The organism is Kitasatospora sp. NPDC001119 (assembly GCF_053598475.1).
Genome location: NZ_JBSFKI010000034.1, coordinates 72404 through 93208 on the forward strand (window position 1 = coordinate 72404; position 20805 = coordinate 93208).

Genomic DNA, 20805 nt, shown 5'->3' on the forward strand with positions numbered 1-20805 from the left:
TCGGTGGACGGATGATCGCTTCCGGGGCCGTACCGGGCGGCCAGGGAAGGACGGTTCGGGACGATGGGCACGACGCGGCGTTCGCTGCTGGGCGCGGCGCTGGGCGCCCCGCTACTGGGGTGGCTCACCGGGACGGCGGCCGGTGCCGTTGACGGCGGCACCGACCGCACCGGGAGTCTGGGCACGCTCTCCGACGGCTGGGTGGAGGTGCGCTGGACCCCGGAGGCACAGGCCCAGCTGGACCGCTTCCACGCGATGGTGGACGTCGTCGCCCCGGCGCGCATGGTGCTGGACCAACGGGGCCCGGCGGTCCACCTGCCGATCCGCTCCGCCGTGGGCGACCCGTCCCTCGCCAACCCGCCGAAGGCGCACGGCGACGGGGCGCTGGACGGCGGGGTCTCCGTCCGCACCTCCAAGGGCGACTACCGGGTGGTCAACCTGTCCGGCGCGATCAAGGACGGCCTGGGCTCGGGCCGGTGCGAGGTGAGCGGGGCGGAGATGGGGCACCGTTCGGCCTTCCGCTGCGGCCTCACCGAGGGCAAGCTGACGGCCGATCCGGTGCCGGCCGGGAAGCCGATGAAGGTCCGGCTCAGCGGGGTGCCGCTGCGCCCCACCCAGGAGGCGGTGGACGCGTACACCGCCAACTTCGGTGCGCACCCGGTCACCGTGGACACGGTGCTGGCCTACGTCACGGCCCAGGGGACGTACACCCCTCCTCCGGCCGCCCAGGAGCAGAAGCCGTAGCGGGCCGGTCGCGGCGGGGCGTCCGGGACTGGGCGGGCACGCCGCCGCCGAAGCGCCGCTCGCGCACCGCGTACGCCCGGACCGCCCCGCGCAGCCGGGCCAGGTCGTAGTCCGGCCACGGCGTGGGGTCGAACAGCAGCTCGGCGTAGGCGAGCTGCCAGGGCAGGAAGTTGCTGATCCGCTGCTCCCCGGAGGTGCGGATCAGCAGGTCCACGTCCGGGAGGTCCGGGGCGTACAGGTGCCGGGCGAGGTCGGCCGGGCCGATCGCCTCCGGGCTGATCCGGCCCGCCACCGCCTCGGCGGCCAGGCTCCGTGCCGCGGCGGCCAGTTCCTCCCGTCCGCCGTAGTCCACGCAGACCGTCAGGGTCAGCGTGCCGTTGTTCGACGTCAGGCTCTCCACCAGCGCGATGGAGGAGGCGAGCGACTCGTCCACCCGGTCCCGCCGGCCGCACCAGCGGATCCGTACGCCGAGCGCGTGCAGGCCCTCCGCGCTGCGGGTGAGGCCGTCGGCCAGCGAGTCGAACAGCGCGGTCAGTTCCTCGGGCGGGCGGTCCCAGTTCTCGGTGGAGAACGCGTACAGGCTCAGGTGGCGGATGCCCAGTCGCAGCGCCGCGTTGACCAGGCGCAGCGCGGCCCGCTGCCCGGCCCGGTGGCCGTGCCGGGCGGGCAGCCGACGGGCCTCGGCCCAGCGGCGGTTACCGTCCATGATCACGGCGACGTGGGCGGGCGCGCCCTCGGGAGGCGCGGGCCGGGCGCGGCGGTGGGGCGTGGTGCCGTCGGAGCTCAGCGGGGTGAGGCCCTCGGTCAGGACGCGTGAGCGCAGCAGGGTCACTTCGTCGTACTGGAGCTGGGCGCCGAGCAGCAGGGTGTGCAGGAACGGGCGGCAGCCGGGGGCGGCGAGCCAGGTGGCGGGCAGGGCCTGCTCCAGCAGGCGGTGCAGGTGCCTCTGCTGGCTCTCGACCAGCTCGTCCAGGGGGGCGCGGCGGTCGGGTCGGCGGTCGGGTCGGCGGTCGTCCTGACTCGTGTCCCGGCCGAAGTCGGCGACGGTCAGGCCGAGTCGGCGCAGGTCGTCCTGCGGCAGGTAGCAGCGGCCGGCCGCGAGGTCGAGCGGGAGGTCCTCCAGGATGTCCGCCAGCTGGCAGGCCTCCCCCAGCGCGGACATCGCGCCCGCCGCCCGCGGGCCCCGCGCGCCCAGCAGCGGGGCCCACAGCTCGGTGACCGTCCCCGCGACGCCCCGCAGGTGGCGGCGCTGGTCCGCGTGGGTCTCGAAGGCGGGCGGGCGGGCGCCGTCGGCCCGGGTGGCGTCCAGGAACTCCTCGACCAGCGCCCGGTCCAGCTCCCAGCGCCGCACGGTGTCGACGAAGGCCCGGCGCAGCGGGTGGTCGCTGCGGCCGGCCGCGAGGTCGGCCAGGGTGTCGGCCCGCCAGCGGGCGAACCGGCGCTCGCGCTCGGCGGGGTCGGCGGCGCCCTGGGCGTCCTCGTCACCGTAGGAGTCGGAGTCGGCAGCGGCGTCGTCGGCGATCCGGTCGGACCGGGAGGCGAAGCCGTTGACGGCGTGGAAGTACGGCCGCACCTCGGGCGGCAGCGTGTCACTGATCGCCCGCAGCGGGGCCTGGTGGGCGGCCACCTCCCGCTCGCAGAGCCGGTACGACTCCGCCAGCTCCGGCGGACCGCCCACCGCTGCCGCCCCGTTCGCCGCCATGCCCGTTCCCCGCCCCTCTCCGCCACCGCGCACCGTGCACCGCTGTTCGCCGTGCACCGTCTGGTCAACGAGGCGGCGGCGGATCGGTGGCGATCCGGGCGGACCCCGGCCGTCGGCCCCGGCTCCGCGCACGGTCCGGTCCGGTCCGGTCCGGCCTCAGCCGAGGTCGGCCGGGGACTCCACCACCACGCCGTACAGGTCGCCGATCGTCGCCAGCGCCGCGCGGTGGACCTGGGTGGCCGTCAGCCCGGTGCCCGCCGAGTCCAGCGGGCGGGTGGCGCAGGCGGCGGCCACGACGGTCGGGCGGTTGCCGCGCAGGAAGGCGCCGGCCGTCGTGAAGGCCACGCACATGTGGGTCATGAACCCGGCGACGACGACGTCCCGGCGGCCGGCGGCGTCGAGCAGTTCGCCCAGCTCGGTGCCGACGAAGGCGTCCGGGGCCTGCTTGACCACCACCCGCTCGCCCTCGGCCGGGGCCACGCTCGGGTGGATCCGCCCGATCTCGGCCCGGATGTCGTACGGGGTGCCCTCGCCGCCGTCGTTGATCACGTGGATCACGGGGGCGCCGGCGTCCCGGGCCCGGGCGAGCAGGTCAGCACCGGCGTCGAGCGCCTCCTGCCAGCCCTCCAGTTCCATCACGCCGCGCACGTAGGTGTTCTGGTAGTCGATCATGATCAGGGTCGAGTCGCCGAGCGCGGCGGGCTGCTCGTCGAGGCCGTTGAGGGTGCGCAGGGTCGTCGTGGGCATGGGGTGCCGCCTTCACGGTCGGGAGTCGGGGATCTCGCAGGTCACACCTGGTGCGGCCGGCTTCGAGAACGCTACGGGCGGCGCTCGCGTGTCGGCAATGTCGCCTAACATGCAGATTCCGACATCGACGGGGAAGAGCGCCCCGGGGAACGAGGGGAGCAGGCAGTGCCCGCACCGGCTGCGCAACGGCTGATCGTCATCGTGCTGTTCGAGGGCGTCGACCTGCTCGACGTGACCGGCCCGCCCGAGGTGTTCTCCCTGGTCCGCCGGGAGACCGACGACGCGACCGGCTACCGGGTCGTCCTCGCCGCCGAGTCGGCGGCGCCGGTCACCACCTCGGCGGGCGTGCGCATCCTGCCCGACCTCACCTTCGACGAGGCCGCCCGGAGCCGGATCGACACCCTGCTGGTGCCCGGCTCGGTCGAGGTGGACGAGCGCCGCCGGGTCCGCGCGCTCACCGACCCGGCGGTGGTCGACCGGGTCCGCACGCTGGCCGCCCGCTCGCGCCGGGTGGCGAGCGTCTGCGTCGGCGCGCACCTGCTCGCCGCCGCCGGACTGCTGGACGGGCGGCGCGCCACCACCCACTGGTCCACGGCCGGCCAACTCGCCGAGGAGCACCCGGAGATCGAGGTCGACCCGGACCCGATCTTCATCCGCGAGGGCGAGGTCTGGACGGGCGCGGGCATCAGCGCCTGCCTGGACCTGTCGCTCGCGCTGGTCGCCGAGGACTTCGGCGAGGAGCTGGCCCTGCGGGTCGCCCGCCAGCTCGTCATGTACCTCAAACGCCCCAGCGGTCAGAGCCAGTTCAGCGTCCCGCTGGAGCCCGTGTCGACCACCCGGCGGATCGAGGAGCTGCGCCACCACATCCTGCGCAACCTCTCCGGCCGGCTCACCGTCCCGGACCTCGCGGCCCACGCCCACGTCAGCGAACGGCAGTTGACCCGGATCTTCAAGACCGAGCTGGGCACCACCCCGAGCGCCTACGTCGAGTCGGCCCGGGTCGAACTGGCCCGCCACCGGCTGGAGTCCACCGACGCGACGCTCGAACGCATCGCCACCGCTTGCGGGTTCGGCACCGTCGACACCCTGGTGCGCGCCTTCCGCCGCCGCCTCGGGACGACGCCGACCGACTACCGGCAGCGCTTCCGGACGGCTGCCGCACCCACCGCGATCCCCACCGCTGCCAGGACGACCGTCACGACAGCCGGACGGTGAACTCCGTACGGCCGGGCCGGCTCGCCACCGTCACCGTGCCGCCGTGCGCCCCGACCACGGCCCGGACGATCGCCAGGCCGAGCCCGGTCGAGCCGGTGGCCCGGGAGCGGGCCCGGTCGCCCCGGACGAAGCGCTCGAAGACCCGGTCTGCCAGCTCCGGCGCGATCCCCGGGCCGCCGTCCGTGACGCTCAACTCGACCTGGCCGTCCGCCCGTTCGAGCCGCAGCTCGACCTCGGTGCCGGGCGGGGTGTGGCTCCGGGCGTTGGCCAGCAGGTTGGCCACCACCTGGCTCAGCCGGTGCCCGTCCCCGCGCACCAGCACCGGCTCCTCGGGCAGGACGAGCCGCCAGCGGTGCTCCGGCCCGACGGCACGGGCGTCTGCCACCGCGTCGAGGGCGGTCCGGGTCAGGTCCACCTCCTCCTCGGCCAGCGGGCGGCCGGCGTCCAGCCGGGCGAGCAGCAGCAGGTCCTCGACGATCGCCCCCATCCGCAGCGCCTCGGCGTCGATCCGCTCCAGCGAGTGCCGCACCTCGGGCGGCACCGGCCCGGGGTGGCGCAGCGCCAGCTCGGCGTGGCCGCGGACCGCCGCGACCGGGGTGCGCAACTCGTGGCTGGCGTCGGCGGCGAAGCCGCGCAGCCGCTCCTCCACCGCGTGGCGGCGGGCGAGTGCGCCGCCGACGTGCCCGAGCATCCGGTTGAGCGCGGCGCCGACCCGGCCGACCTCGGTGCGCGGGTCGTCGTCGGGCACGCGCTCGGCGAGCATCACCTCACCGCTGGCGAGCGGCAGCGCGCTGACCCGCTCGGCCATGCCCACCACCCGCCGCAGCGGGCGCAGCGAGACGCCGACCCAGGCGGCCCCGGCAGCACCGGCTGCGGCGACGGAGATCGCGAAGACGGTGAGCTCCAGGGTCGCCAGCCGCTCGACGGTGTCCTCGGCCGGGCGCAGCGGCAGACCGCTGACCAGCACGTCGCCGTCCCGCCCGGTGACCGCGCGGACCCGGTAGCGGCCCAGGGCCCGGCCGAGGTCGAGGGTGCGGGCCGGGCCGTCGACGGGCAGGGCGGCCAGCGTGTGCTGCTGGTCGGGGGTGAAGGCGACCCGGTCGTCCTCGTCGCCGGGGCTGTCCACGTCGTCGGCGTCCCCGTCGACCACGCCCGCAGCGGTGACCCGGCCGTCGAGCAGCCGTACGCCGAGGGTGCCGGGGGTCTGGGCCCGGGTGTCGGGGCCGGCGCCCTGGGCGGTGTGCTCCAGGCTCGCGGCGTAGCGTCCGCCGGACTCGGTGAGCTGCTGGTCCAGCCGGTCGACCAGGAAGTGGCGCAGCGCGGCGGTGGTGGCGAGGCCGACGGCGGCGCAGGTGACGACGAGCAGCACCAGCAGTCCGGCGATCAGCCGGGCCCGCAGGGTGCGGGGCACCAGCCGGGCGACGCGGGACCCCGGGCGCTTCGCGTCGCGGGACTTTTGGCGCTTCGCGTCGCGGGCCTGCGCGCCGCTCACGTCGCGGCCTTGATCAGGTAGCCCGCGCCGCGCACCGTGTGGATCATCGGACTGCGCCCCGCGTCCACCTTCTTGCGCAGGTAGCTGATGTACAGCTCCACGATGTGCGCCTGCCCGCCGAAGTCGTACGACCAGACGGCGTCCAGGATCTGCGCCTTGCTGAGCACCTGCCGGGGGTGGCGCATCAGGTGGGCGAGCAGCGCGTACTCGGTGGGGCTGAGCTCGACCGCCTCCCCGCCCCGGGTGACCTCGCGGGCCCGGTCGTCCAGCACCAGGTCGCCGAGCACCAGGGCGTGCGGGGGCGGCTGCCCGGACGCGGCGGGCGGGGCGGCCCGGCGCAGCAGGCCCCGCAGCCGGACCACCACCTCGGCCAGGCTGAACGGCTTGGTCACGTAGTCGTCGCCGCCGGCCGCGATGCCGGCGATCCGCTCCTCGACGGCGTCCCGGGCGGTGAGGAAGAGCACCCGCGCCTCGGGCTGCCCGGCGTGGATGCGGCGCAGCACCTCCAGGCCGTCGAGGTCGGGCAGCATCACGTCCAGCACCACGGCGTGCGGCCGCCAGGCCGCGGCGGCCTCGACGGCGGCCAGGCCGGTGGTCGCGCCGCGCGCCTGCCAGCCCTCGTAGCGGACGGCCCCGCACACCACCTCGACCAGGTCCGGTTCGTCGTCGACGACCAGGACCCGCCAGTCCGGGCGGCCGGCGGTCTCGTCCATGGGGGCTCCCTCGGGCTCGTGCTGCGCGGTGCTCATCCTGACCCGCCCCGATGAGAAAGCGCTGAGACCCCGGAAAGTGGTTCGTAGACCATCACAATGCTGCTGACCTGCGCGAACACCTTCACAGCGAGCCCCGCCGGCCGGCCGACTCAGAGCCGGCTCAGAGCTTGCGCTGCGATCGTGGGCGGCCCGGCGGCCCTCGCCGCCGGGCGCTGAGGAGGTTCCCGATGAGCACTGCCGCCGCACCGACGTCGCGGCCCGGGCCCCGGCCGTCACCCGACCGCCCGAGCCACCGGGCAGCACCACGACCGCCGTTCGCCCTCGACCCGCGCGCGGCGCTCGGCCTGGTCGCCGTGGGCGCGCTCGGCGTGCTCGCGCTCTGGTGGACGGGCACCCCGGCGGTGGTCGGCGCGGCCGGCTGGCTGACCGGCGCCGGCCGGATCACCGGACTGCTGGCCGGCTACGCCGCGCCGGTGCTGCTCCTGCTGATGGCCCGGCTGCCGCCGGTGGAGCGCGGGGTCGGGGCGGACCGGCTGGCGCGCTGGCACGCCTTCGGCGGGCGGTGGATGGTGGCCCTGGTCTCGGTGCACGTGCTGGCGGTCGTCTGGGGCTACGCACTGACCGACGGGCGCGGGGTGGTCGGCGAGGGCGTGGAGATCGTCTTCCACTACCCCGAGATGGTCAAGGCCGCCCTGGGCACCCTGCTGCTGCTCGGCACCGGCGCCGTCTCCGCCCGGATCGCGCGACGCCGCCTCCCGTACGAGACCTGGTACTACCTGCACCTGGCGACCTACCTCGCGGTGGCGCTGGCCTTCTCCCACCAGCTCGCCACCGGCGCCGACCTGGGCGGCGGCCCCGGCCGGGCCGCCTGGTACGCGCTCTACTTCGGGACGGCGGCGCTGCTCGGCTGGTTCCGGCTGCTGCGGCCGTGGCTGCTCGACCGGCGGCACGGCCTGACCGTCGCCGAGGTACGGCCGGAGGGCCCCGGCGTGGTGTCGCTCTTCCTGACCGGGCGGCGGCTGGACGGACTCCGCGCCGAGCCGGGCCAGTTCTTCCGGCTCCAGTTCCAGGCCCCCGGGCTGCGCTGGGCCGCCAACCCGTACTCGCTGTCCGCGCCGCCCCACCCGCGCTTCCTGCGCTTCACGGTCAAGGACCTCGGCGGGCACAGCGCCGCCGTGGCCGCCCTGCGCCCGGGGACCAGGGTGCGCGCCGAGGGCCCGTACGGGGCGTTCACCGGGCGGCGGCTGCGGCAGCGCCGGGTGCTGCTGCTCGGCGCCGGGGTGGGGATCACCCCGCTGCGCGCCCTGTTCGAGACGCTGCCGGGCGAGCTGACCCTGGTCCAACGGGCCCGGCGGCCGCAGGACGTACTGTTCCGGGCGGAACTGGACGATGTCGCCCGGCGGCGCGGTGCGGCGGTGCACGAGCTGCTCGGCTCGCGCGAGCAGGTCGGCGACCTCGGGGCCGCGCTGGCCCGGCTGGTCCCGGACCTCGCCGACCACGAGGTCTACCTGTGCGGCCCGGAGGCGATGGCCGAGGAGGCCGTGCGCGCGCTGCGGGCCGCGGGGGTGCGGCGGGGGCGCATCCACCACGAGAGCTTTTCGTTCTGAGCCCGTCCGCTCGCGGAGCCCGTTCGCCCGCCGAGTCCTTCCGCCCGCTGAGCCCGTTCGGCTCGCCAAGCACCTGAGGAGCGTTGATTTCCATGCGCCGAGCCGTCGTCACCAGCGCCGCCACCGCGGCCGGGGTGGTGCTGCTGCTGTCCCTCAAGCCGCACGAGGCGGCCGGGCCCGCCCCGGTGATCGGCTCGGGGGCGGGTACCGGTTCCGGTTCCGATGTCTCGCAGCCGTCGGAGGCCCCAGCACCCTCCTCTTCCGCCTCCGCCGCGGGCACGGGCGCCACCCGGAAGGTCAGCGGCGACACCGTCAACACCCGGTACGGGCCGGTCCAGGTGCAGGTCACCCTGGCCGGCAGCCGGATCACCGCCGTCGACGTGGTCAAGTACCCGAACTCCGAGCGCCGCGACCGCGAGATCAACAGCTCCGCGCTGCCCGTGCTCAACCAGGAGGCGATATCCGCGCAGAGCGCCGCCATCGACGTGGTCAGCGGCGCGACGTACACCAGCGACGGCTACGTCCGCTCCCTGCAGAGCGCCCTCGACCGGGCCAAGGGCTGAGGCGCCCCGTGCTGCGCCACGCCGAGCCCGTGATGGGCACCGTCTTCTCGATCGCCGTCCGCGACCCCGGCCCCGGCACCGCCGCCGCGCTGGAGCGGATCGCCGAACGGCTGCACCGGATCGACGCGGTGTTCTCCACCTACCGGCCGGACAGCGACATCAGCCGCCTCGACCGGGGCGAACTCGCCCTGGACGACTGCGATCCGGAGGTCCGCGCCGTGCTGGCGGCCTGCCGCGACGTGGCCGCCGAGACGGACGGCCACTTCAGCGAGCGGCCGGGCGGGCGGCTGGACCCGAGCGGCTGGGTCAAGGGGTGGGCGGTCGAGCAGGCGGCCGGCCTGCTGCGCTCCTCCGGCGCCCGGCAGTACTGCGTCAGCGGCGGCGGGGACGTGCAGACCGCCGGCGGCCCGTGGCGGATCGGCATCGCCGACCCCCGGCAGCCGGGGCTGCTGGCCGCCGTCCTCGCCGGTCACGACCTCGCCGTGGCCACCTCCGGCACCGCCGAGCGCGGCGCGCACATCCTCGACCCGCAGACCGGCCGCCCGGCCCGGGGCCTGGCCTCGCTCACCCTGGTCGGCGCCCCGGGCACCGGCATCGCCCGCACCGACGCCTGGGCCACCGCCGCGTTCGCGATGGGCCCGGACCGCGCCCTCGCCTGGGCCGCCCGCCGACCCGGCATCGAGGCCCTGGCCGTCCTGCCGGACGGCTCGAAGCGCTGGACGCCGGGCCTGCCCGGGCACCTCCCGGCGAGCGGTCCGGCGGACTGGCGGGCCGCCGTCGGCTGACCGCGGCCGCCCCGAGAACGATCGTTCCGCATGCGGAACGGTCGTTCCCGGGAATGCCCGTTCCCGGGAACGACCGCTCCGGCCTACGCCCGCTCCTGCTGCGCCGCCCGCCAGGCCTCCCAGGCGACCAGCGGCGCGAGGTACGACCAGCGCCGCGAGCCGTCCGGGCAGGTGCCGCCCTCGACCAGCTCGGAGACCGTACGGCGGGTGAAGGGCACCCAGACGGCCATGTCGTGCTCGAAGGTGCTGTGGCAGGCCTCGCGGCGGCGGTCGATCCCGGCCGCGTCGAGCCGGGACCGGACGGTGGCCACCAGCGTGTAGCAGGAGGCCGGCTCGCTCCAGCCCAGCCAGGTGATCACGGTCGGCCCGACGTCGCCCGGCAGCAGCCCCAGCTCCTCCTCCAGCGCCCGCCGGACCAGCCCGTAGAAGTCCTCGGCGGCGCCGGGCTCGTCGCGGTACTTCATCGTCTCGTTGATCCCGACCGTCCACTGCGCCGGGAAGGTGTTGACCGCCAGCGAGCGGCGGAGCAGCAGCAGCCGGCCCAGCCGGTCCCGCACCGCGACGCAGGCGCTGACCATCGTGGGCGGGGCGACGGCCACGAAGCTCGTCAGTCCCTCGTCCAGGGCCGCGCGCAGCAGCCGGGCCGCCGCCGGGTCCTCCCGGCCCAGCCGGGTGGTGGCCATGCACTCCGCGTAGTCGCTCTCGGCGATGTCCACCTCGCAGACCCGCGCGCCGCCGTGCTCGCCGTGATCGACCGTCAGCCGCGAGATGTACGCCGTCCGGCCCGCCGCACCGGCCGCCCGCTGGCGCGCCACCTCCTCGGCCCACCCGGCCGCGTCCAGCGCGTGCGGGCGCTCCACCCGCCCGCGGTGCGCCGTCACCAGCGTGCCCGGCACCAGCGGCCGGGCCGCTGACCAGGTGATCAGCGGCGCCAGCCCGTCCGCCCGCACGTCGTGCGCCCGGGCCGCCGCCGTCAGGCTCGCCCGCCGGACCCGCGGCACCGGCACCCGGGAGCCGAGCCGGGACCCGCCGAACTTGGCGAAGTCGTACACCAGATTGGTCACCACGCCGAGCAGCAGGGCTCCACCGATCCCCAGCAGCCACTCCATCCCGGTCCCCCACTTCCGCGATCGATCCGCCCATTGTGGAGGCGCCCCGCGCGGCGGCGGAAGGGCCTTCGCCCTCGGGGCGGCCTGCGGAGCGATTCCAGGCCGGTCCCGGGGCCGGTGCTAGGGTGATCGAAAAGTCGGCTCGGGGCTCGGAGGCACTGAACAGTCGTGCGGACGCCCAGGATTGACGGGTCCACGGCCCGGCCGACCGTCCGCCCGGGCCGCCCGGGCCCGCGCGCCTTCGCCCGGTCCGCGGCTCGCCGCTTCCCCGCCGCCGCCCGCTACCTCCTGCTCTGCCTCGGCACCGGTCTGGCCGCGCTGGTCGGGCTCTGCCTGCTGCTCGTCGTCCTCGCCCTCTGCCTGGTCGGCGTGGGACTGCCGCTCCTCCCGCCGGCCCTGCGCCTGCTGCGCCGCTCCGCCGACTTCCACCGACGCCGGGCCGGCGCCCGGCTCGGCGGCGAGCGGCTGCACACGCCGTACGGCGACCGGCCGTCTCTACGCGACCCGGCCGTCGACAAGGACCTGCTCTGGCTGCTCGCCCACGGCACGGCCGGGACGGCCCTGTGCGCCGGCGCCCTCACCCTGTGCAGCCACGCCTTCAACTGGCTGACGGCACCGGTGTGGTGGCAACTGCTACCCGACGAGCGCGGGAAGATCATCCTGCTGACCGTCGACTCCTGGCCGATGGCCGCCGCTGCCGCGTTGGGCGGTGTCGGCTACGCCGCCGTCGCCCTGGTCACGCTGCCGCCGCTCGCCGACCTGCACGCCCGGGCCTCCGGCCGGCTGCTGGTCGCCCGGCCCCGCGTCTCGCTCGCCCACCGCGTCCGGGAGCTGACCACCAGCCGGTCCGAGGCGCTGGACGCCCATGCCGCCGAACTGCGCCGGATCGAACGGGACTTGCACGACGGCGCCCAGGCCAACCTGGTGGCCGTCTCGCTCCGGCTCGGCATGATCCGCCGCGCGCTCGACCAACGCCCCGAGCAGGCCGCCGCGTTGGTGGACTCCACCCAACTCGTCGCCGAACAGGCCCTGGAGTCGCTGCGCACCCTGGTACGCGGCATCCACCCGCCGCTGCTCGCCGACCGCGGCCTGGCCGAGGCCGTACGGTCGCTCGCCGCCCGCTGCGCCGTACCGACCCGGGTCGAGCTGCACAACTCCGAGACATCCGCAGGCCGTTCCGCCGATCAGTCCGCCGACCCGCCGCCGCGCGCACCGGCCGCCGCCGAGGCCGCGGCCTACTTCGTGGTCTCCGAGGCGCTCGCCAACGTCGCCCGGCACAGCGGCGCCCGCGGCGCCCTGGTCCGGCTGCGGATCACCACTGCCGCCATCGCCGTCCGGGTCGAGGACGACGGCCGGGGCGGCGCCGTCGAGGGCGCCGGAAGCGGGCTGCCCGGACTGCGCCGCCGGGCCGCCGCGTTCGACGGCACCACCCGCCTGTCCAGCCCGCCCGGGGGCCCGACCATCCTGGAAGTGGAGATCCCGTGCGGATCCTGATCGCCGAGGACAACGCCCTGCTCCGCGAGGGCCTGGTCCTGCTGCTGCACAGCGAGGGACACGAGGTGTGCGCGACCGTCGAGCACGGCGACGACCTGCTGCCCGCCCTGCTCGACCACCGCCCCGACGTCGCCGTGGTCGACGTCCGGCTGCCCCCGGACTTCCGCGACGAGGGCCTGCGCGCCGCCGTCGAGGCCCGCCGCCGACTGCCCGCGCTGCCCGTCCTGATCCTCTCCCAGTACGTCGAACGCGCCTACGCCGCCGAGCTGCTCGCCGACAGCGCCACCGGCGTCGGCTACCTCCTCAAGGACCGGGTCGGCCGCGCCGAGGAGTTCCTCCAGGCGCTGCGGCGGGTCGCCGAGGGCGGCACCGCGATGGACCCGGAGGTCATCTCCCAGCTGATGGCCCACCGCACCGGCCCCGACCCGCTGGCCACCCTCACCCCGCGCGAGCGCGAGGTGCTCGCCCTGATGGCCGAGGGCCACAACAACCCGACCATCGCCCGGCTCCTCTTCCTCGCCGAGAGTTCGGTGAACAAGCACATCGGCAGCATCTTCGGCAAGCTCGGCATGCCCACCCCCGACACCGGCCACCGCCGGGTCCGTGCCGTCCTCACCTACCTGCGCACACTCGCCGATTGACGCGTTCAGCCCTCGGCGGCCGCCAGCCGCAGCTGCTCCTCCTCGACGATCAGCGCCGCCAGCGACTGCTCCGACACGTCCACCGCCTCCGGCGTCGACTCCGCCACCTCGCTGCGCCGCGCGTACTCGTCGAACAGCCGGCCCTTCGCCCGCAGCAGGTCCAGCACCCGCTGGTCGACGCTGTCCGCGGCGAGCAGCCGGTGCACCCGCACCCGGCGGACCTGCCCCATCCGGCGCGAGCGGGCCACCGCCTGTTCCTCCAGGGTCGGCTTGACCTGCGGCTCGCACAGGATCACCACCGAGGCCGCCTGGATGTTCAGGCCCACGCCCCCGGCCTGGATCTGGCAGAGCAGCACCGCGTGCCCGGGCGCGGCGCTGAAGCCGTCCACCACGTCCTGCCGCCGCGCCGACTCCAGCGAGCCGTCGATCGGCCCGAACGCCCGCTGGTCCAGGGCCGTTTGGACGGCCGCCAGGACGTCCCGGAAGAACGAGAAGACCACCACCTTCAGCCCGCCGTCCGCCGCCTCCCGGACGATCTCCAGCAGCCGCTTCAGCTTGGCCGACTCCACCGGGTCCGCGTAACCGGCCCTGCGCATCGCCGGGAAGTTGCCCGCCGCGACGGCCGACCGGTAGGCGGCGAGGTCGGCGGGCGAGAACTCCTCCCACTCGTCCACGTGCACCACCTCGGGCAGCTCGGTGAGCACATCCTGCTGGTTGCGACGCAGGTAGGCCGGGGCGACGGCCTTGCGGAAGGCCGCCGGCCCGGCGGCCGCCGAACCCTGCCGGACCAGCGGCACCAGCGCGGGCTGGAGGTACTCCACCAGGGTGCGGAACTCCTCCACCCGGTTCTCCATCGGCGTCCCGGTGAGGAACAGCACCCGCTCCACCCGCTCCGCCCAGGCCGCCACCGCCCGGGAGCGCTGCGCGGCACGGTTCTTGACGAAGTGCGCCTCGTCCACCACGACCATCCCGACCGCGGCCGACTCCGCCACCTCCGACGCCTCCAGGCGGCGCAGCCCGTCGAAGGTCACCACCGCGACCCCGCCGTCCCGGAGCCACTCGGCGAGCGCCGCCTCCCGCTCCGGTCCGTGCACCCGGAACGCCCGCAGGGTGCTGCGCGACTCGACCTCCCGGATCCAGTTGATCAGGACGCTGGCCGGGCAGACCACCAGGAAGTGGGTGCTCCCCCGGGCCCGCAGGTGCGCCAGCACGGCGATCGCCTGCACCGTCTTGCCGAGGCCCATCTCGTCCCCGATGATCACCCGCCGCTGGGCGAGCGCGAACCGCGCCCCGAACGCCTGGTAGCCGCGCAGCGAGACCCGGCAGTGGGCGTCGTCCAGCGGCTCGGCCCGCACCCGGTCCGACAGGTCCTCCGGCAGGAACCCCTCAGCGGCGGCGAGTTCGACCCCGGCCTCCTCGACGATCCCGCCGAGCACGCCGTAGTAGTCGGCCGAGCGGAGCTCGAAGTCCGTCCACGCCTCGACCGGGTCGAGCGACGGACGCAGCAGGTCGACCGAGGCCTGGGCGAACAGCACCGGGACCTCCCGCGCCCCGAACCCGACCAGCGCCTCCGCCAGGGACTCGACCGCCGCCTGCGCCTGCGCCCGCCGCTCCCGCCCGGCGAACAGCCCGCGCAGCACCCCCCGGGCCGGCCCCGCGGCCGCCACCAGCGGCTCGACCTCGGCCAGGACCCGCTCCGCGGTCTCCCGGGCCCGCCGCGCCTCCGGCCCCGCGGCCACCAGCCGCTGGAGCGCCACGACCAGCGCGGAGCTCATCGCGTCCTGCCGCTCGACGTCCAGCCGCACCGCCACCGTCTGCTCGACCGCCCGGGCGATCTGCCCGGCCGCGGCCAGCGCCTGCGCCGCCGTCTGCGCCCCGACCCCCGGGATCAGCCGCAGCGTGTAGCCGGAGGCCTCCACCACCTGCCGCACCGTCCCCAGCCCGGCCGCCTCCAGCGCCCCGACCCGCAGCCGCCCCTCCGTCACGTCCCGGAGCCGCGCCACCGGGATGGCCCCCAACTCCTCCCGCACCAGCCGGTCCCGCACCCCGACGTACGCCACCCGCACCTGCTCCACGGCCTCCCGGTGGTCCGCCACCACCGCCCCGGCCGCCGCCCGCAACCCCTCCGCCTCGGCCAGGACCACCCCGACCCGCCGCCGCTCCCCCACCACCCGATCCCCGCCTCACTCCGCACACCCAGGACGGCACCATGATCCCACCCACCACTCCCCGCCGTCCTGGCCCACGACCGACCGGCGGCCCCGGTGGACACCAACCCCCTCCACCGAAGCCGCCGGCCCCCGCACCTACGGCTCGGGCGTCACCGCGGAACCCGAATCGCCGCGGCCGCCCCGTCCTGCTTCAGCGAGACCGGCCGCCGCCGCTTCCTGAAGTCCCACGACTCCTCGGACCACTCCGACCGCGACGCGTGTGCCCTGCACCGGCACTGCTACCGGGCACGGCCGGGGTGCGTGTCGGCGAGGTCGTTCAGGGCCGCGTTGACCACCTGCCAGCAGATGGCCAGGGTGTCGCGGTCCGGCCGGTGGCTCTCGCGAGCCTCGGCCTTGGGGTGGACGAAGTTCCGGTACTCGCGCAGCTCGTGGCTGAACTTCTCGATGTCCGCGCCGATCCACCCGACCCCGTGACACGCCACGATCAGATCGTGGAGGTTGATGCGGTCCTCCGACTTGCGGCCCAGAAGGGAGGGGTCCCGTTCCACGACGGTCTGGACCAGCACGCCCTCCATCAACGAGCCGAGCATGATGATCGCCGCGACGTGGGCGCCGTTGGCGTAGCAGGTGCGGGCCTCGTCCAGACGCCACTGGAGCAGTTCCGCCATGGCCTCGTCGGCGATGAGGTCCGCCATGACGACCTTCAGCTCGGCGGAGCCGTAGTGCGTCGGGTGCGCCAGTGCCGGATCGCACGACACCAGCCTGGGGCTGCCGCCGGGGTTCTCCAGCCGGTACCCCTCGTGGATGAGGAAGGTGTTGACCGCCGTCACGACCTCGGTGAGCAGGCCGGGCTCCTCGAGGTACTCACGCGGATCGGCCAGCCTGAGCAGCACCTTCTCGATCTCCCCGGGCTGGTCGCGCCGGGCCATCAGCAGTTCGGCGGCCCACTCCCTGCGGTACTGGCCGTCGTACTCGGGCACCTCCTGCCAGCCGGCCCGCTTGAGGAAGGCCGCGATCTCGAAGCCGCGGCGGTAGAGGAGGTCGTCGTCGCCCGCGACGACGCGGGCGAGTTCCTCCAGGGTGTTCTCGTCCAGCGTGCGGTCGTCCTGCCGGCTGTGCGTCTGGGTCATGCCGTTCCTCCGGTCGAATCGGTGTCAGGGGCGGGGGCGGATTCGGCACCGTCCCCGTCGTCGGGGCCCTGTTGCCCCGGCGGCTCGTGGTTCTCCGCGCCTTCGTCGGGCAGTTCGTCGCCCTCCGGCAGTTCCAGTGGCGTCCACGGCCGCGTGTCCCCCGGCGGCGGGGAGGGCCGGGAGTAGTTCGCCGGGCGGATGCCCTGCCGGTCGAGTTCCTCCCACAGGCCCGCCAGGGCCTCGTCCGGGTCGAACCTGAACTCGCTCTCCCGGATGCGCCAGAACCGCCAGCCGACCCGCTGGAGTTCACGGTCGCGCTGCTGGTCGTGCCGGATCTGGTCGAGGGTCGAGTGGTAGTAGTCGCCGTCGCACTCCACGCCCAGGCGGCCGCGCGCGCCGATCACCACCAGGTCGATGCGCTTGCTGCCCGCCGGGTACTGGGGCACCACGTGGTAGCCGCGCTCCTTGAGCCGCAGGTAGACCTGCTGTTCGAAGAGGGAGTCGAAGGGCGGGCGCCGGACGTCGGGCAGCACGGCGCCGAGGTCGGCCGCCTCCGCCAGTGCGGCCGGCGGGTTCTGCATGTAGCCCAGGAGGTTGAGCCGCAGGTCCCCGGGTTTGAGCTGGTCCGGCGGCACCGAGTAGAAGAGCCGCATCTGGTCCTGGGCGCGGCTGGCCGCCACGTTGTAGGCCTGCTGCTCGCTGCGCATGCCGCCGGCGATCTTCCGCACCCGGTCGACCACCATCGACAGCAGGATGACGTGCCGCTCGTCGCCCTGGAACTGGGCCGGGGTTCCCACCCGGATGCGGTGGCGCTCCCGGACCGGGGCCGGCAGTCGCTGTTCGATCAGCTGCTCCAGCAGTTTGACCTGGCCGAAGCCCTGGAGCACGATCACGCCCATGGTCTTGTGCTCGTACGCCGGGTCCGCGGCCAGCTCGGCGAGGCAGTCCACGATCGCCTCCGCTTCCTTCGGGTTGCGGATCCGTCCGTCGCGTCCCTCGGTGACCCCGCCCTCGACGTAGTGCGTCAGCAGCGGGTCGAGCCGTTCACCGCCGTACTGCCGCAACGGGATGAGGCCCGGCGGGGTGTAGAAGGTCTCCGAGGACCAGCCGATGATCTCGGGCATGCAGCGGAAGTGCTCCTGCAGGCGAATGGTGGACGGGAAGAACGTCGACAGCAGCTGGTACAGGTTGGAGTGCGGCATGTACAACTGGCGCAGGTGGGCGGGGACTTCCGGCAGGTGCGCGGACAGCCGGTCCTGGATCTGCTGGGTGCGGCCCAGCCCGGTGACCGGTGGCGTGCACTGCTTGTCGTCGCCGACCACGATGATCCTCGGCGCGAGCCAGAGCAGGAACAGCGCGTCCATGCCGGCCTGACTGGCCTCGTCGACGATCACCACGTCGAAGGCGTCCTGCCTGGGCTTGATCATCTCCGCCACCCGCGCGATGGGCATCACCCAGGCCGGCACCGCTCCCTGGGCGACCTGCATCGCGCTGTGGGCGGCCGCCTTGAAGTGGGAGGCGCTCTTGCCCTTGCCCTTGCCGTACGACGCCATGTGCGTGCGGTAGGCCTGGAGTGCCGAGCGCTGCTCCTGGGTCATCCGCACCAGGCAGTGCAGCCGGCCGTGTGCGGCGGCCAGGTCTCCCGTGAGCTCCTCCAACTTTGCCTCGTGCTCGGTGAGTTCACCGTCGAGGCGCTGTTCCCGGCCGGGCGCGCGTTCGTCGTCGATGAACTCGGACGCCTTCGCCCAGGCCCAGGCGTCCCGGAGCCGGGCGAGCCGCTCGTCCCAGGCCGGGTCCTCGGCCTCCGCTTCGAGCCGGCCGGCGAGCGCGGGCGACGCGCTGCGCAGTCCGTCGAGCAACTCCACGCAGCGACGCCGCCGTTGGTCCCGTTGCTGCGCTGCCGCGAGCGCTTCGAGCTCCTTGGTGTATTGGTCGACGTCGCGGTCGCGCAGGGCCTGCGCCATGGCGAGCGCCTCGACCGGCGCGGCCACGCCGTCCTCCCCGCCGCGCAGGAGCCGGTCCCATCGGCCGAGCCGCTCCGCGGCCTCCTCCGCGCGCTGCCGGCCGGCCAGGGCCGCGACGGCCTCGGCGAAGTCCTGCCACGCCTGCGGCCGGGTCAGGTCGAGGTAGACCCCGTGGTGGACCAGGAGCTCGTCGACCTGCTCACGGATCCGGCCGAATCCGTCGACCTCGGCGAGGTGCCGGTAGCGCTCGGACAGCGAGGCCAGTCGCACCTCCAGCGGCGCTTCCGGCACTGCCGCACCCACCTGCTCCCAGCGGGCCGCCACCGCGGCGAGGGCCGCGTGCGCGTGCAGATGGGCCAGCACGGCGCCGAGATCGTCGGCGGAGGCCGGCACCTTGCCGTCCACCGTGCAACTGCCGAGGAGTTCCTCGGCCTCCCGCTGCGCCCTGAACGCGAACCGGGTCCGCAGCCTGCGGCCCGCCGACAGCTGCTCCATCAGGGCCGGGATCGTGGCCGCCATCCGGCGGGCGCGCTCGGGGACCAGGAGGTCCGGGAGGACCACCGTGCGCAGACCGACCCGGTCGAGGCCCTCGGCCACCTCGGGGAGCACGCGCGCGACGTCGGCGACACGCCGCCAGAGATCGGGGTGGCGCCGGGCCAGCCGGTCCGTCAGCGCGCGCTCCACCCAGCCCTCGTCGCCCCAGCGCGCGGCCTCCCGGTGAACACCCAGACGGTGCAGTCGGTTTCGGCCGGAGCCCAGCAGCTCGGTCAGCCGGTCCGTGGTGGAGGTCTCCAGGGCGGCCAGGACGTTGCGCACCTCGATCGCCGCCGGTGAGAGACCGTTGACGCTCAACTGGCTCACCGCGAGGGCCGCCGCGACCTGGCCGGAGGTCGGCAGCGTCTCCGCCGCCGGGAACACCCCGGACTCCGTCCACTGCCCGGCGCCGTCCCGCAGCAGCGCGAGCAGTTCCTCCGCCTGGACGGGCGAGAGCGGCGGTGCCTCCGGCGCCCGGTTCGGCAGCCTGCCGATCCAGCCCAGCCGCACCGCCTCGTCCTGCACCTTCCGCACGACCGCGGCGAGCGTCCCCGAGTAGCCCGGTGCGACCTCCGGGTGCTGGTAGACCTCCGCCTCCCGCAGCGAGACCACCTGCTCGGTCAGCAGCTTGATCCGGCTGCGCACCTCGTACCGGCGCTGGGTCAGCCGCTGGATCTCGTCCCGCAGCTGGTCGGTGTCGCCCGCCGCCACCCGATCGCTCAGCGCGTTGATGGTGCGTTCCAGTTCGCTGGCACCGTCCTGGCTGGTGGTGCTGAGCAGCAACACGCACAAGTCCCTGACAGCCGCCGGGAGTTTGTCCCGGAGCACGGTCAGCGGCTGGTCCTTGGCGCTGGTCACGAGCACCCGCTGGCCCTGGGCCAGGAGCGCGGACACCAGGTTGGCGATGGTGTGCGTCTTTCCGGTGCCGGGCGGGCCCTGCACCACCACGCCGGTGTCCCGCTGCAGCCGCTGGAGTACGGAACGCTGCTGGGCATTGGTCTTGCCGGGGAACAGCGGCTCGTCGCCGAAGAGCGCCGGCGCCTGCCGCCCGCCCCAGTTCTGCCGGTCCTCGGGGTTCAGCGACATCACCAACTGCGCCAGCCCGAGCGGGGCCCGGCGTTCGGACACCACGCTCTCCGCGATCCGGTCGTAGAACCTCAACACCTCGTTGCGGTCCCTGGGCCGCTTCAGCAGGGCGGGCGCGAAGGTCAGCCTGGCGCCCTCATCCGGTCCCGCCGGCGGACGCCAGTTGGTGCTGAACGCCACCGGCCTGGGCAGGACCAGGTCCAGCCACTGCGAGAGGCACTCCAGCGCCTCCTCGCTCAACAGGTGGAAGGGCAGCGCGGAGAGCTCCTCGTTGAACGCCGCCGCACGCTCCGGCACCCAGCCGTCGTCCGCGTCCAGGAAGTCCCGGTCCTCCAGCCGGACCGCTCCGCTCTCCGTGAGGCGTACGGTGATCTGCGCGGTCCGCCGATCCACGTGGGTCTCCACCCGCCGCGAGAGCACGTGCCGGTGGATCACCCCGCCGTTCGGTTCCCGCCAGCTCAACAGGCCTGCGGCGAGCACGAGTTCCTGCTGGTCGTCCTGCCGCGCCAACTGCTGGTGCCAGTGGTAGACCTTCTCGTAGAGCTGACGCTGCGACCGCTCGGACCGCTCCCGCTCGGCCCAGATCCGCCAGCGCGCGAGCCACGGCCCGTACGCCCGCAGGACCTCCGCGGCTTCCTTCCGCGCGACGACCGCCTCGTCGCCCTGCCACCCGTCGACTCCACCCGCCGCCGGCTCCCCGGTCCGGTACGGACCCTCCTCCGCGAGCGGCGGGTCCTCGGCATCGGCGTCCTGGCACAGCCGCTCGTCGACCCACCCCTCCAGCACCGGCGGCAGTTCCGGCGCCGCGGCCTGCGGAACGTGGTCCAGGACCAACAACGGACGGTCGTCGTCCCCGGACGGCCGGGGCACCTTCGCCGGCAGGTCGGCCAGCCAGAGCGGCCCCCAGGAACGCGTGTCCCGGAGCCGCTGATGGCTGCTCTGCACGACCTCGCGCAGGAATCCGACCAGCGCGGCGGTCTGACCGATGACATCGGGGTCACCCGCATGTCGTCGTGGAACGCTCACCATTCTCCCTTCAGTCGGTGACGAACGTTCCAGCATGGGGGCGGCCTCGGGGACCGGAAGCCGGTCGGGCCAGAGTGGCCGA

General features: G+C 74.9%; 15 protein-coding genes. 7 read left to right on the forward strand and 8 right to left on the reverse strand.

The window, feature by feature from the left end; translation table 11 throughout:
* The first annotated feature begins 63 nt into the window (after nt 1-63).
* Nucleotides 64-744 carry a hypothetical protein gene (locus ACWDD9_RS33410; RefSeq protein WP_181970893.1) on the forward strand — a complete coding sequence of 227 codons (681 nt, stop codon included), beginning with the start codon at nt 64-66 and terminating at the stop codon, nt 742-744.
* Here ACWDD9_RS33410 and uppS read toward each other — a convergent pair.
* Entirely contained in the window at nt 689-2446 is a 1758-nt protein-coding gene (gene uppS, locus ACWDD9_RS33415) for a polyprenyl diphosphate synthase (RefSeq protein ID WP_449813662.1), read from the reverse strand. The genes ACWDD9_RS33410 and uppS overlap by 56 nt on opposite strands.
* A gap of 156 nt (nt 2447-2602) precedes the next feature.
* Nucleotides 2603-3193 (reverse strand): cysteine hydrolase family protein, encoded by a 591-nt coding sequence (locus ACWDD9_RS33420; RefSeq protein WP_074005777.1) that lies wholly within the window; start codon nt 3191-3193, stop codon nt 2603-2605.
* Nucleotides 3194-3358: 165 nt separating this feature from the next.
* Here ACWDD9_RS33420 and ACWDD9_RS33425 point away from each other — a divergent pair, with 165 nt between their 5' ends.
* Complete coding sequence (locus tag ACWDD9_RS33425) at nt 3359-4408, forward strand: GlxA family transcriptional regulator (RefSeq protein WP_449813663.1); 1050 nt, start codon at nt 3359-3361, stop codon at nt 4406-4408.
* Here the strand turns inward: ACWDD9_RS33425 and ACWDD9_RS33430 are convergent.
* Nucleotides 4389-5819, reverse strand: coding sequence for a sensor histidine kinase (locus tag ACWDD9_RS33430; RefSeq protein WP_449813681.1), 1431 nt, complete (start codon nt 5817-5819; stop codon nt 4389-4391). The genes ACWDD9_RS33425 and ACWDD9_RS33430 overlap by 20 nt on opposite strands.
* A gap of 77 nt (nt 5820-5896) precedes the next feature.
* Nucleotides 5897-6613 carry a response regulator transcription factor gene (locus tag ACWDD9_RS33435; protein WP_449813664.1) on the reverse strand — a complete coding sequence of 239 codons (717 nt, stop codon included), beginning with the start codon at nt 6611-6613 and terminating at the stop codon, nt 5897-5899.
* A 227-nt stretch (nt 6614-6840) separates the two neighbouring features.
* Here ACWDD9_RS33435 and ACWDD9_RS33440 point away from each other — a divergent pair, with 227 nt between their 5' ends.
* The 3 genes from ACWDD9_RS33440 (at nt 6841) to ACWDD9_RS33450 (ending at nt 9568) form a co-directional block, all read left to right on the forward strand.
* Nucleotides 6841-8220 (forward strand): ferredoxin reductase family protein, encoded by a 1380-nt coding sequence (locus ACWDD9_RS33440; RefSeq protein WP_449813665.1) that lies wholly within the window; start codon nt 6841-6843, stop codon nt 8218-8220.
* A 92-nt stretch (nt 8221-8312) separates the two neighbouring features.
* Nucleotides 8313-8783 carry an FMN-binding protein gene (locus ACWDD9_RS33445; RefSeq protein ID WP_388052154.1) on the forward strand — a complete coding sequence of 157 codons (471 nt, stop codon included), beginning with the start codon at nt 8313-8315 and terminating at the stop codon, nt 8781-8783.
* 32 nt (nt 8784-8815) lie between these two features.
* Nucleotides 8816-9568 carry an FAD:protein FMN transferase gene (locus ACWDD9_RS33450; RefSeq protein ID WP_449813682.1) on the forward strand — a complete coding sequence of 251 codons (753 nt, stop codon included), beginning with the start codon at nt 8816-8818 and terminating at the stop codon, nt 9566-9568.
* Between the two features lie 83 nt (nt 9569-9651).
* Here the strand turns inward: ACWDD9_RS33450 and ACWDD9_RS33455 are convergent, their stop codons facing one another.
* Nucleotides 9652-10677, reverse strand: a complete 1026-nt coding sequence (locus ACWDD9_RS33455) for a hypothetical protein (RefSeq protein WP_449813666.1) — start codon at nt 10675-10677, stop codon at nt 9652-9654.
* 168 nt (nt 10678-10845) lie between these two features.
* On the opposite strand from ACWDD9_RS33455, the gene ACWDD9_RS33460 reads away from it, so the two are divergent.
* Nucleotides 10846-12171 carry a sensor domain-containing protein gene (locus ACWDD9_RS33460; RefSeq protein WP_449813667.1) on the forward strand — a complete coding sequence of 442 codons (1326 nt, stop codon included), beginning with the start codon at nt 10846-10848 and terminating at the stop codon, nt 12169-12171.
* A complete protein-coding gene (locus tag ACWDD9_RS33465; RefSeq protein ID WP_387974116.1) occupies nt 12159-12812 on the forward strand; it encodes a response regulator transcription factor in 654 nt (217 codons plus the stop codon). Before ACWDD9_RS33460 ends, ACWDD9_RS33465 begins: the two co-directional genes overlap by 13 nt.
* A 5-nt stretch (nt 12813-12817) precedes the next feature.
* On the opposite strand, the gene ACWDD9_RS33470 is transcribed toward ACWDD9_RS33465, so the two are convergent.
* The 3 genes from ACWDD9_RS33470 to ACWDD9_RS33480 all read right to left on the reverse strand — a co-directional run bounded on the left by ACWDD9_RS33470 (nt 12818) and on the right by ACWDD9_RS33480 (nt 20726).
* A complete protein-coding gene (locus tag ACWDD9_RS33470) occupies nt 12818-14980 on the reverse strand; it encodes a DEAD/DEAH box helicase (RefSeq protein WP_449813668.1) in 2163 nt (720 codons plus the stop codon).
* 281 nt (nt 14981-15261) lie between these two features.
* Nucleotides 15262-16113 carry a hypothetical protein gene (locus ACWDD9_RS33475; RefSeq protein ID WP_388052165.1) on the reverse strand — a complete coding sequence of 284 codons (852 nt, stop codon included), beginning with the start codon at nt 16111-16113 and terminating at the stop codon, nt 15262-15264.
* Nucleotides 16110-20726 carry an AAA domain-containing protein gene (locus ACWDD9_RS33480; protein WP_449813669.1) on the reverse strand — a complete coding sequence of 1539 codons (4617 nt, stop codon included), beginning with the start codon at nt 20724-20726 and terminating at the stop codon, nt 16110-16112. Before ACWDD9_RS33480 ends, ACWDD9_RS33475 begins: the two co-directional genes overlap by 4 nt.
* Between the last annotated feature and the right edge of the window lie 79 nt (nt 20727-20805).

Excerpts from the sequence above, each read along its gene's own strand:
- ACWDD9_RS33455 (WP_449813666.1), bottom strand. The coding sequence starts at position 10,677 with ATGGAGTGGCTGCTGGGGATCGGTGGAGCCCTGCTGCTCGGCGTGGTG.
- uppS (WP_449813662.1), bottom strand. The coding sequence starts at position 2,446 with ATGGCGGCGAACGGGGCGGCAGCGGTGGGCGGTCCGCCGGAGCTGGCG.
- ACWDD9_RS33410 (WP_181970893.1), top strand. The coding sequence starts at position 64 with ATGGGCACGACGCGGCGTTCGCTGCTGGGCGCGGCGCTGGGCGCCCCG.
- ACWDD9_RS33420 (WP_074005777.1), bottom strand. The coding sequence starts at position 3,193 with ATGCCCACGACGACCCTGCGCACCCTCAACGGCCTCGACGAGCAGCCC.
- ACWDD9_RS33480 (WP_449813669.1), bottom strand. The coding sequence starts at position 20,726 with ATGGTGAGCGTTCCACGACGACATGCGGGTGACCCCGATGTCATCGGT.
- ACWDD9_RS33440 (WP_449813665.1), top strand. The coding sequence starts at position 6,841 with ATGAGCACTGCCGCCGCACCGACGTCGCGGCCCGGGCCCCGGCCGTCA.
- ACWDD9_RS33475 (WP_388052165.1), bottom strand. The coding sequence starts at position 16,113 with ATGACCCAGACGCACAGCCGGCAGGACGACCGCACGCTGGACGAGAAC.
- ACWDD9_RS33435 (WP_449813664.1), bottom strand. The coding sequence starts at position 6,613 with ATGGACGAGACCGCCGGCCGCCCGGACTGGCGGGTCCTGGTCGTCGAC.
- ACWDD9_RS33450 (WP_449813682.1), top strand. The coding sequence starts at position 8,816 with ATGGGCACCGTCTTCTCGATCGCCGTCCGCGACCCCGGCCCCGGCACC.
- ACWDD9_RS33445 (WP_388052154.1), top strand. The coding sequence starts at position 8,313 with ATGCGCCGAGCCGTCGTCACCAGCGCCGCCACCGCGGCCGGGGTGGTG.